The organism is Carboxylicivirga marina (assembly GCF_016612505.1).
Taxonomy (GTDB): Bacteria; Bacteroidota; Bacteroidia; order Bacteroidales; family Marinilabiliaceae; genus Carboxylicivirga; species Carboxylicivirga marina.
Genome location: NZ_JAENRR010000008.1, coordinates 24,604 through 35,497, shown reverse-complemented (window position 1 = coordinate 35,497; position 10,894 = coordinate 24,604). Strand labels below are relative to the sequence as shown.

Here is a 10,894-nt window from a genome sequence, read left to right as displayed (position 1 = left end):
CGTATTCGTTTTAAAGTTTAGCAACCTTGTTGGTTGGCTTAGCTTTTTCCAGTCGTTTTAATATTGCTGTTTTATCCTCGCTCAATTCCGTCGGATCTTTTTTAACTTCCTTCCAGGGTAATGGGAAAACATCTTGTGGAGTTACTTCTTTTCGTGCCTCTTCAGTAAAATGAGGCTGCATCAAATGGAATGTTTGAAGTTGCACCAGTTCCCATTTATCACGCATCTTTTTGCCAATTGATTCTTGTATAGCATACAGTTCCTCAATGGTCATCTCGTACCAGAAATAAGAAGGCGATACAGATGTATTACAAACTATATCGCCAAAAATCTCTTTTATCGAAACCGGTTTACCTTCTATTTTTTTTTAACTGCTTGTTTTTCTTCCTGGTTGGTCAGTGAGGTAAACAGTTCCATGTCTTCATCAAGTGCATCCAAAAAAGCTTCATATCCGATTGTGAATTTGTCAAACTCATCGGTCTTTTTACGATTAGCATTCTTCAGCACATAAAACAGCATCTTTATTTGGTCGCTTAAGCTATCTACTGTTTGTTTTTTTTGGTTATTCTCGTAATCAAGAATAGCCCTTAAAGTTTCCTTTATACGGTAGGTTTTACCGTTAATCTTTATAGTCTTTTCCATTTTATTGAGTATTAAAAAGGGGCCGAAGCCCCAATCATGATTAAGCTACTACTTCTGCTTCTACCAAAGCATCAGTTCCTTCAACTGAACATGAGAGTGTTGAATCCTCACCAGTATTAGTAAGGTTGTGAGTTAAGTTGCTGATAATGGCCTGACCTGTATAAGTCAAAGTATCAGCTCCGGCACTTCCATCTTTATACTCAAGCACAACTTCAATCTCATAATCGGTTGCATGTGTCATTTTTGCAAACAAATCTCTAAAGCTCACAATGTCTACATCAGCTTTAACCGGCACCCAATAACCACTTTGAGAAATATTCCAGCTAATCATACCAGCTGTTTTCTGTGCCCAAATAGAAGCGCTCCTATCGGTTTTCTTGTACTTTACCTCTTTTGTCTCGCGTTCGATGTTTAATGATCCATCAGTTTGCAAGCCAAAGACTTTGCCATCAACTTTCAAAAGGATGTTGACGCCATCAATAACCTCTTTTTTAAATGCCATAATGTTTCAATTTTTGAATTATCTAACTTCGTATTGAGCAGCCCTTACATTGGAGCCGTCAACATCTTCTTCAGGTGGGAAAATGCGAACCAATTGAATGTTGTTAATAACAAAGCCTGTCTCTTCGTTTTTTCCTTGCAGCCCTTCCAGCTCCTTGTCAACCTCATTAAGCAAGGTCAAACAATCATTGTCTGAGTTGGCATAAGCCTTCACCACTAAATCGGCTTTATCTTCACGCCCTCCTTTAAATCTTGACTTTGGAGCAATGGACGAACCAAATTGCAAAACTGGATTCGGTGTATTTTCAGGTATAACACCTCTGAAAATTCTATCTGCAACGATAGTAGTTACTCCGCTCGCATTATTTAAGATTTCATTAATCTCATTATCTATGAATATCATACCTTACTAACTATCCGTTTTAAGTAATTTTCTTTGAGGTAGATGTTGAACTTTTGCTCAAGGTCACCACCTTTAGCTTTCATTGCCTCCAGGTAGAAGTTTAACCCAAGAACACGCCCACGGTTAGCACCATTCTTTTTAGTCGTTCGCTCATCAGTTCCCTGATCAAGTATATGGACCAGCTGCCCATTATATCGGCTTGTTATTCGCGCACCAGCCAAAACAATAGGTGTCTTTTTTCCCGATTTCACACCAAGGCTTCGGGCTGTTTCTCCTGTGGAGTGCTCCGAAAAAGATAGGTATCGTTTTAAGTCGCGCCTGGCTTCCTTAACAATGGTTTGAACGGTGGCCCGGCTTAGCGAGCGATTAAAAACCGAAAGCAACTCCCGAAAGCTTAGTATAGCGTATCGCTCCGCATCCATTACAAAATCCTGAGCATCTATACTCACACCAAATCCTTTTTTACTTTTGGATCCAGCACGTTCGGCCATCGTTCCCATTACGTATTAATCTTTTTAATTGTAATATCCAGCCATCGTCGGTCATATGATGGCCTCATGTGTTCAATTTGATATTCTTCACCATCGTATTTAAAGCGGTCTTTTTTCGATATCGTAAACTGATTTCGAATAGTAAATGTGAGATGATTAAAGCTGAAAACCTCATTATTATCCGTGCTTTTGCTTCCGATATTTTTATGAATAAAGCACCTGATTGTTTTAGGTGTGGTATTGGTTATTATTTCACCATGCACCTTTTCAGTTGTTACCGAAAGCAGTTCAATTCTGTGTCTCAATGCGCCTGCTCTCATACCCAATAGCTCCTTACAAATTGATTAATTAATCCTGGTATCAAATGCGTTTGACTAACAATGGTACCAATCACCACACTTGAGCGCTCCGGGTCAAACAAATCAGCCGCTTTAATAATAATGGCTTGCTTAAGTGCAGGTGGTAAGTTATTGTAACCGCTTACCCACTCAATTTTGTAATTACCCACTTCAGGAAAAGTGATAGTAAATGCTGAGTAAGTGGCATGAACCTTGCAATCGTTCGTTACATCCTCATTATCCGAATTAGTAACCTTTGTGAGCTGAAGAAATGGTGCATTGTTGATAATCTTCACCTCAGTATCTTCCACCTCAAGCACACAATTCGTTTTCGCCACATCAGCGCAGATGTAGCCGCTTATATAATTGGTGGCTGCCTCAATCAGAGTTTTGATATAACCATCATCCTCCACATGCTCAACCTCAATATTCAATTGCTTTTTTACTTCAGCTTCCGTCACACGGTAAGCCGTAACAGTTTTTTCAATCATAGCTTGTCAGTTTTGACTTGTGAGTATAGGCTCACCAAAGAGCCTACACCCGATAAAAAATGGAAAAGAAATATTATGCGTTCGGATCTAAATCCGCAGACTTAACCACAACAGTAGGATTCGCAAGAGCTGCATCCATAATCTTGTTGACAGTGATATTGATGATACCACTTTTAGCACCGGTAATTTTATCAACAATCACCTCGGTTTTGTTCCAGTCAGCAGTTGCTAAAGCAGCTGACAAGTCACCCATCACCACATGCTCTTCATTGGCCGCCTCGGCAAAGTTGGTAGAGAAGAAATAATCAATACCATCATGCGTTTCACCTTTGTTTGCACCTGATTTAGTAACAAGGAACTTACCAGAACCAGCATCCAGCTTAGCACCTTTCGATTTGAAGAATGCTTTCTTTGTTGATAGTGCGATAGTTTCACCATCTGAATCAACAGCTTCCTGAAGTGCATTAAATGATGCATCATCATACGCATTTGCCTCGGCTACTTCTGAAGCACCAGCTAATAGCTTTTCATAGATGTACTTATCAAATGCACGGTCAGCAGCTTTCATACCGTCAACAATCAACTTTTGGAAATAGGCATCTCCAGCAGCTGCCAAAGTTTCAACGGTAATTTGGAACGTATGACCGAAACGCTTTCCGGTAAGTAAGTTTCCTAATGGAGAAACTGTATCCTTAGTATATGCTGCCAATTCAGCTACTCTCTCACCAACCTTTGGCGAACGGTATGGCAAATTAATGGTGCCTACTGCATTCGGAAAGTGGTTAGTATTTAACTGCTCCCAAATTGGTTGCTTACCTTTAATTGATAATTCAGCAACGGCCTTTGGGATCATCTGAGCTTCGGTAGCGGTTGAACCATCACCAGCGGCTCTTTCCAAAAGAACAGAACCACCTTCATCAGCGGCCTTACGCACCAACTTCAGATAATCACCACTTACAGCTTCAGCGGCTTTGCGCTTTAACTCTTCAGCGGCTTTCTCTTCATCCTGCTTACGTTTTAACTCAGCATTGGCCTTGGCAGCTTCGGTTTCTGCCTTTTTCTTAGCTTCCTGCTCAGTTGCTAATTTGCGTTCAAGCTCCAGCTTGTCAGCTTTTGCCTTTTCAGCTGCTTCCTGGCTACGCTTTAATTCTTCAGCTTGTTCTTTAGCTTTTTTTTCTGCTTCTGTCATTGTTTCAGAATTTTCGTTATTACTTCTTTTTAATATGATAGCGCCCTTGTAGGCAGCATCGGTTACAATGGCTACATCCTTAAGTTTATCAATCACCATAATCTCACGCACTGGCGTTTCGCCCTGGTGTAAATCGCGGTAACTGGTGCAGGTTCCTAAAAATGAGCCCTCAAATAAATCACCTCTCGATACTTGCTCAAGAGTATCCTGGTGGAGCTGGGTTTTACCCATGTTCACAGTGGCCAATAAACCGTATTCATCAACAGCAAGTGTTAAGGTTCCTGCACTGGTGCGCCCCAGTATTTTGGTATTGTCATGGTGAACCACCGCTTTGGTGTTGCTCATGTCGCATGTTGCCAGGGCATTTTCATGAATGCGCTCATAGGCACTCACACCATCGGCGTAATTGATTGGATTATGCGATAACTGACCAAATACAATCGGGTACCAGCTCAGCAAGTTGTTGCCGTCCGAATCTTGCCGGACCAGCACTAATTTGTTATTCTTCATCGCTTTTAAGTTTGTTGTCCTTTTTAGCTTTGCTCACATTCGGAGAATCCTTCAGCAGCTGGTTGTATTTCTCATACTGCTCAAGCGGTATGTACTGAGCCTGCATAAAGTGCATTTCGCCCCAGGCTTCCTTAATTGGAGTGCCGCCAAATTTCTTAATGACTTGGTTAGGGCTCATCAGTCCGGTAGTTGTTGCTTTGGAGTATGCATTTACCTTCGATTCAAAATCAACCTCAAGCAAATTATCAAAGTCAAACTCCACTGTATAACCCTGCTCAATCTCAGAATCACTCAACATCTTAAAAGCAATCTCCTGAGCATAGATATTGGCAATAGGCGCCAGTGTGGTTTGTTTGAGCAACAGCATTACATCCTCAATCTTCTGCTTGCTGTCCATCTCATTCACCAAAAAGTTAGGAATGGAGAACATGGTGCAAATCTCATCGCGGCTAAACTTCATCGTGCCAATTAATTCAGCATCGGCAAAGTGAACAGCTAAAGGTGTAAGCTTTGAGTTAACCGGAAGTACAGCCGTTTTCCCACTTTTTAAAGCACCTTGGTACTTAGTGTCAAATTGCTTTCGCTCATCCTCTACAAGTGCATACTGCTTCGGGTCAGCAACTGTGCTTTCTAGCGCTAAAGGTATAATGGCACGGTTCCGATAAAATGAATTAACCGTATCGCTCGCATTTTGCAATAGCTTCAGGTCAGCAGCTGCGGCAGAAATAGGAGAGAGGCCCATTATAAAACCGGTATGCTTAAAGTGTAGCATCTTACTGCTTTTAATCCATCGGCTTTTAATAAAATGGTCCGATTTCAAACGAGGATCAGCAGCTGTCATAATTTCATACTTCAGCTCACCATTCTTATCAACCTCGTAATTGATAATTCGTCCGGCATCAATAGGCATCAGCTTACCATTGTCCAGTATTTCAATAAATGAGTTGCCAAAAGTATTGCGCTCCCATTCGGCCAGTGCCAATATTTGTTGGCGGTTCATAAAGCTGTTAGGCTTGCCGTTAAAAAGCTTACTAATCTTATGGCCCTTTTGTACTTCGCCATCTTTTTTAACCACAACCGGCAATCGACTGAAGTTATCCGATAGGATTTTGCAACAAGTGTACACCGTTGCTCCGTTTTCCGGCTCTTCTCTCACGCTGTGGATGGCGTCCGGGTTAAAAACCCCCTGCCTCACAATCGTCGGAATGCCAACAAAACCGTTTACTATGTCTAAAAAATTCATTCTTTATCGCCTAATAAGTGGTTAATTTCATCGTATTCAGTCTCCATGTAAGCACCCAAAGCCATTACTAGGGCAATCATGCTGTCAATTGGGTTCAGCTGCTCGTCTTTGGTAATCCTAATCAGATTCGATGATATGGAGAACTGCACTCGAGCATTAGAGTTACAGTAACGCAAAACAGGATTTTGCCCCAGGTTAATTTCACCGCCAAGCACTAATCGTTCAAGATATTTAGCCGGAGCTGACATCATAAGCCAGCTTTGAGCATAGGCCACAATATCAAATTTCTTAATGAGCTCCAGGTCACCTTTTAAATGAGCAACTATGTTGTGAGCCGAGTGAGGATCATAAACAATCAGCTGAACTTTAAAGAAGTTTATCTGTCTGTACAGCTCTGATATTATCCTATCCTCATCAATCCTATCCTCGTGCGGTTCAATAAAGCCCTCTTCAATCCATGGTCGTAAGTCAACACCATTCGCTCGCACTGCTTTTTTCTCCAAAAATCGCATCGGGAAAAAGTGAAACGGTATGGTGTGCAGTTTTTTAGTTTCCGGATGTTCGGCAATCACCACAAAGGCCGTTAAATCCACCGCCTGAGATAAGTCAATGCCTATCCATGCTCTTGCACCTTCCAGCTCATCAAGCAATACAGGATCTGCACATTGCAAGTAATCCTCATCGCTGATAAAAGGATCTTCCGCAGTCGTTTGGAAGATGTTCGCATTCTTAACCAGAAAGTGTTTCCAGCTACTTGGTAGCAGCTTGGCTTTTTTGCGCATCTCTTCCAAACGCTCCGGATTTATCGAGTAACCCAATCCCGGGTTAGCTTTTTCCAATTGCTCAACTTCACAGCTGGCTGCTTCCTCCTCGCTCTCCATCTCATAAATGAGGTAAAGCGTTGAATCATCCTCAACCTCACCATCCAGTACCTTACGCCCCAAAGCCACATTCTCAAAGTAGGGGTAACCAACGGTTAAGAATCCGGCGGTCGATATCTCCATAAAAAGAGGATTGGCCCTGGCACCCATTCCTGTAATGATAACCTCTTTCAAATCATCATCCGGGAAAGCATGGCTCTCATCGTACACGCATGCACTCGGGTTTTTTCCATCCAACAGCTCCGGTGTGTTGGCAATTGGTTTCAGTATATGACTGGAACCACCATCGTCATACGTCAGCGAATCCCTAAAAGTCTTAATGGCTTTCTTCAGGCTCTTATGACTATTCCGAACAATCGTTTTACAATAGTTCAAAAGTTGCTTAGCCTGGTCAAAGGTGGTTCCACATCCGTAAACCTCGGAGCTCATGCCACCCAGCTTTGTGAAAAAGATGATAGCAAGTGCGGCAGCAAACATCGTTTTACCACTCTTCCGGCTCACATGAATAAGCGCAAACATAAACACGCGCTTGTCACCTTTCCACAAACCAAACAAGCCCTCAAGTACAAAACATTGCCAAGGTGCCGGCATAAATTGAGTTGGCCGGTCATTAATGGGAATAGCCATAAAGCAAAATATCTTCGCTATTCGCCTCACCTCATCCTCACGGTACTCGTACTTTTCCTTAAATGCCTGGTGGCGTTTTACTGCTTTCTCAATTGTCTCGGGTGCAACTTGCTCACCGCTCAAAACTCGCTCCTGGTACTCCGCTGACCTTCTTAAAACCTCATCGGCAAATGCTTCTCTATCTTTTTCATTTGATGGATCATATTTGCCGTACATTAGATTTTCTTAAAAGTATCGTCCTCATCATCATGCTTCCTCGTTTTATCCAATGCACTGGGAGTAAGCAAGAGGTCATTCATTAGCTTTTGTTTTACCGCTTGCAGCTTTGTTATTTCCGTCAAAAGAGGGTGGGCAGTTATCCTTGTGTGTCCTTCTCGCGATGTATGTTCCAGGCTCACGCCATCTTTTTTGATAGCTTTTTGCATCAAGTCTAAAGTGGAATCTACATCAACCAGCTGGCTAACCGAGAGTGTCATTGCAGGCTTCCAAACGCCCAACTCCTCTAGCTTTGCTTTAATCGTCGCTGTCTGTAATGCCATAGTTTTCTTGTTAAATCATCACCCCCCACCCGCACGAAAACGGATATTTTATGAGAAAGGTAGGGCCGTATGGTTTCAATTTTCTTAAGAACCAAACTTTATTTAGCCCCCCTGGGCTTATTGTTTTACTCTTTGATTGGAGTAACACGCATGCTCTCCTTACTCACTCCGTTCTCTCTTAGCTTTCTCTCTGCATCCTTCTTTCTCTTGGATGAACCAGCTAAGACTTGAGGCTGTCCACCTTTACCGATGTAAGCAGCTGCATAGCCTATTGTCTTGCTTGACTTCTTCTTTGGCTTTTCCTGTTCTGCTGGCTTATCGGCTCCTGGTTGTTCAGGTGCCTCTTCTGTTTGCTCCTTTGTTTCTTCCACTGTGGTATCGGTGGTTGTTTCCTGAGTCGTTTCTTCAGTTACCTGGTCAGTGTTCTGCTCTACTTGTTCAGTAGCTTTCTTTTCTTCTTGTTCTGCCATGACTATTTATTGAAATCGTTAAACTTATTCATTAGTGCTCGGCCTTTCTTCATATTCTCTGGTGAGTATTTGCCTTTGGACCGGTTTGTCTTTCTCCTGTGGCATGTATTGCATAAGCTTTGGAGGTTATCCCATTGTAAGCCCAGTGTCCACATGTTATCAAGTGTAAGCGGTTCGATGTGGTCAACTACAGTAGCGGCTATATAGAGGCCTTTGAGTTTGCAGTGTTCGCATAATGAGTTTTGCCGGATAAATGAAGCTCTTAAATGTTGCCATTCTTTCTTATTGTAGAATCCGGCTCTTGATACCTCAGTTTGTCCTTTCTCTATTCGCTTATCCTGATTGACGAACTTAAATCGCTTTCTTTCGTTCGCGCTCATGGTCTTTTGCTCGTTCTAAGCCTCGTTTGTACCATTGACGAAAGTTGTACGCCCACCTTTTAACTTGGCCCGATGCCAACCAGTGGAGATAAATGAACATGATAAGCTGGGCTAATAGCAACCATTTATATTGCTGGAATAGCGCCGGCTTAATGTATGGCAATGCAATTGGAGCAATGGCAGTAATTGACAAAAAGAAAAAGAACCATTTGGCAACAGTACGCCTCTTCATGGTCTTTTCTATCACTTTTACCTTTGGTGCCCTTGCCTCATATATCTCAATCTTTAACTCAAGCTCCTTTTCTCTGAGTTTTAAGTTCTCTTCTCGCAGTTCAAGCTCTTTCTTTTCCATAAGCTTTTACTATTAAAGACAGAAAAAGGGAAAACGTACGTACGTTTTTGAGAAAAAATTTACCTTTGAGATAACCTAGACAAAATGATGCATATGATAGACGAAGCACTTAAATCTATTAGAGCAATTCTTTATGAACGCACAGTAAGTCCACTATTTGGAACCTTTTTCTTCAGTTGGTCTTTATGGAACTGGAAGATCTACTTTGTTATCTTTCTCACGGAGACTAAGGAACTAAATGGCTTAACAAAGTTTGATTATATAGATACGCATTTACTTAATTGGTGTTGTGGATTGTTTTGGCCAGCAGTATCATCATTGATAATCCTAACTGGTTATGCTTGGCTCTCAGAACAAGCATATAAACTATGGTTGACGTTTGATGTCAGAAAGAATAAGATTAAGAATGAAAAAGAAGAAAAAAAGCTTCTTACGAAGGAACAATCTATAAACTTACGCCTTGAAATTGATACTCTTGAACAAAAGTATAATGATATGCTTGAAAAAAAGAATGATATCATTAATGCCTTGAGGAAAGAAAATAGTTTATTAAAGAAAGAATCAGATAACGAAAATAATCAAAACAATACGACTAGTCTTCAATCTAACGAAGATTACCAGCTTCCTTTGTCTAAACTAAACGAATTTAGAAAATTAATTGAACTGAAACCTATCAAGATTTTCGCAGATAGGGCACATCGATATATTTCTGAAAGTTCATTTTTGATTAATGATATCCCTAGTTTTGAGAAACTGATTGCTTATGATTTAGTTATAAAATCCGGTTCGTACTTTAAGCTTTCTTCAAAAGGGCAAGAATTCCTTAAGTGGGTAGTTAGAAGTAAAAACTAGATAACTAATGCAACACCTCCTCCAAAAAACAATTGACCAAGAATTTGCAGCCAATTCAATGGAGGTGACTTGCAGAGTTGATCCATACATACACCATTACAATACCGTTACTGATTATCGAATAAAGTTATTATTTCGAGGCGGCCAGGTGTTTATGGAAATAATGTGTAAAGCACAACGGCCTTTTACTCCAAAAATAAAGCCGGTTAGTCCTATTGAACCGCACAAACTAATTAAGCTGTGTGAGGTTATACAAGAGGCGTTTAAAGAGTTGGAAAGAAAAACTGAAGAAGGAGAAGGGCAGTTTAGGTAAATCTTTTTAACTAAGAGGCATCATATCGTGGCACGATTTTAGATATAATCCGCGCAAAATCGATAATAGTTTTAATAACATGAAACAAAGGTACTTAGTGTTTTTATCTGCTCTTAAGTTTTGTAATAATTTAAGAGCACAAGAGAAAAACATAAGTTAAAAAGGTATTTAAAAATGAGAAGAACAATTGCATTAAAAACGGCTTCAATAATTTTAGCAGGGACAGTTTTACTTTCTAGTTGTGCTAGTACAACAATGATACAATCATCCACAGATGGAGCGAAAGTTTATTTAAATGGAGAGCATGTTGGTGAAACACCATATTCTCATACAGACACTAAAATTGTGGGAAGTACAACGACAGTTAGATTAGAAAAGGAAGGATATGAAACTTTTCATACTTCATTATCAAGAAATGAACAGGCTGATGTTGGGGCAATTATTGGTGGTGTTTTTGTTTTAGTGCCTTTCTTGTGGACAATGAAGTATAAACCAACTCACACTTATGAACTATCCCCACTACTTGACAATCAACCAAACATTTCGTCAGAAAAAAAGAAAAATACTAAATCAAAAGCAGATAAACTTCGTGAATTAAAGCAACTTCTTGACGAAAAAGTTATTACTCAGGAAGAATATGAGAAGGAAAAGAATAAAGTTTTAGAGGAATAA

Annotated in this window: 17 protein-coding genes; 3 read left to right on the top strand and 14 right to left on the bottom strand. The window is 40.6% G+C overall.

The window, feature by feature from the left end; translation table 11 throughout:
* Positions 1 to 10: 10 nt before the first annotated feature.
* The 14 genes from JIV24_RS05095 to JIV24_RS05030 all read right to left on the bottom strand — a co-directional run bounded on the left by JIV24_RS05095 (position 11) and on the right by JIV24_RS05030 (position 9,057).
* Positions 11 to 274, bottom strand: a complete 264-nt coding sequence (locus JIV24_RS05095) for a hypothetical protein (protein ID WP_200463941.1) — start codon at positions 272 to 274, stop codon at positions 11 to 13.
* Between the two features lie 83 nt (positions 275 to 357).
* Positions 358 to 642, bottom strand: coding sequence for a hypothetical protein (locus JIV24_RS05090; protein WP_200463940.1), 285 nt, complete (start codon positions 640 to 642; stop codon positions 358 to 360).
* A gap of 40 nt (positions 643 to 682) precedes the next feature.
* Positions 683 to 1,144 (bottom strand): phage tail tube protein, encoded by a 462-nt coding sequence (locus tag JIV24_RS05085; RefSeq protein WP_200463939.1) that lies wholly within the window; start codon positions 1,142 to 1,144, stop codon positions 683 to 685.
* A gap of 18 nt (positions 1,145 to 1,162) precedes the next feature.
* A complete protein-coding gene (locus tag JIV24_RS05080) occupies positions 1,163 to 1,546 on the bottom strand; it encodes a hypothetical protein (RefSeq protein WP_200463938.1) in 384 nt (127 codons plus the stop codon).
* Positions 1,543 to 2,046: a hypothetical protein gene (locus JIV24_RS05075; protein WP_200463937.1), complete on the bottom strand. Its 504-nt coding sequence runs from the start codon at positions 2,044 to 2,046 to the stop codon at positions 1,543 to 1,545. The genes JIV24_RS05080 and JIV24_RS05075 overlap by 4 nt, the downstream gene beginning before the upstream one ends.
* Positions 2,046 to 2,357 carry a phage head closure protein gene (locus JIV24_RS05070; protein WP_234445714.1) on the bottom strand — a complete coding sequence of 104 codons (312 nt, stop codon included), beginning with the start codon at positions 2,355 to 2,357 and terminating at the stop codon, positions 2,046 to 2,048. Before JIV24_RS05070 ends, JIV24_RS05075 begins: the two co-directional genes overlap by 1 nt.
* Positions 2,354 to 2,866 carry a head-tail connector protein gene (locus JIV24_RS05065; RefSeq protein ID WP_200463935.1) on the bottom strand — a complete coding sequence of 171 codons (513 nt, stop codon included), beginning with the start codon at positions 2,864 to 2,866 and terminating at the stop codon, positions 2,354 to 2,356. Before JIV24_RS05065 ends, JIV24_RS05070 begins: the two co-directional genes overlap by 4 nt.
* Positions 2,867 to 2,939: 73 nt before the next feature.
* Entirely contained in the window at positions 2,940 to 4,565 is a 1,626-nt protein-coding gene (locus JIV24_RS05060) for an HK97 family phage prohead protease (protein WP_200463934.1), read from the bottom strand.
* Positions 4,555 to 5,808: a phage portal protein gene (locus JIV24_RS05055; RefSeq protein ID WP_200463933.1), complete on the bottom strand. Its 1,254-nt coding sequence runs from the start codon at positions 5,806 to 5,808 to the stop codon at positions 4,555 to 4,557. Before JIV24_RS05055 ends, JIV24_RS05060 begins: the two co-directional genes overlap by 11 nt.
* Positions 5,805 to 7,532, bottom strand: coding sequence for a terminase large subunit (locus JIV24_RS05050; protein ID WP_200463932.1), 1,728 nt, complete (start codon positions 7,530 to 7,532; stop codon positions 5,805 to 5,807). Before JIV24_RS05050 ends, JIV24_RS05055 begins: the two co-directional genes overlap by 4 nt.
* The gene (locus JIV24_RS05045) at positions 7,532 to 7,855 is read right to left on the bottom strand and encodes a P27 family phage terminase small subunit (protein ID WP_200463931.1); all 324 of its coding nucleotides are present in this window, start codon (positions 7,853 to 7,855) and stop codon (positions 7,532 to 7,534) included. The genes JIV24_RS05050 and JIV24_RS05045 overlap by 1 nt, the downstream gene beginning before the upstream one ends.
* A gap of 125 nt (positions 7,856 to 7,980) precedes the next feature.
* Positions 7,981 to 8,325, bottom strand: a complete 345-nt coding sequence (locus JIV24_RS05040) for a hypothetical protein (protein ID WP_200463930.1) — start codon at positions 8,323 to 8,325, stop codon at positions 7,981 to 7,983.
* 2 nt (positions 8,326 to 8,327) lie between these two features.
* Positions 8,328 to 8,705, bottom strand: a complete 378-nt coding sequence (locus tag JIV24_RS05035) for an HNH endonuclease (RefSeq protein WP_200463929.1) — start codon at positions 8,703 to 8,705, stop codon at positions 8,328 to 8,330.
* On the bottom strand, positions 8,677 to 9,057 hold the full coding sequence (locus JIV24_RS05030) for a hypothetical protein (RefSeq protein ID WP_200463928.1): 381 nt from the start codon (positions 9,055 to 9,057) through the stop codon (positions 8,677 to 8,679). The genes JIV24_RS05035 and JIV24_RS05030 overlap by 29 nt, the downstream gene beginning before the upstream one ends.
* 93 nt (positions 9,058 to 9,150) lie before the next feature.
* Here JIV24_RS05030 and JIV24_RS05025 point away from each other — a divergent pair, with 93 nt between their 5' ends.
* The 3 genes from JIV24_RS05025 (at position 9,151) to JIV24_RS05015 (ending at position 10,894) form a co-directional block, all read left to right on the top strand.
* Entirely contained in the window at positions 9,151 to 9,909 is a 759-nt protein-coding gene (locus JIV24_RS05025) for a hypothetical protein (RefSeq protein WP_200463927.1), read from the top strand.
* Between the two features lie 7 nt (positions 9,910 to 9,916).
* Complete coding sequence (locus tag JIV24_RS05020) at positions 9,917 to 10,222, top strand: hypothetical protein (RefSeq protein ID WP_200463926.1); 306 nt, start codon at positions 9,917 to 9,919, stop codon at positions 10,220 to 10,222.
* A gap of 174 nt (positions 10,223 to 10,396) precedes the next feature.
* Entirely contained in the window at positions 10,397 to 10,894 is a 498-nt protein-coding gene (locus tag JIV24_RS05015; protein WP_200463925.1) for a PEGA domain-containing protein, read from the top strand.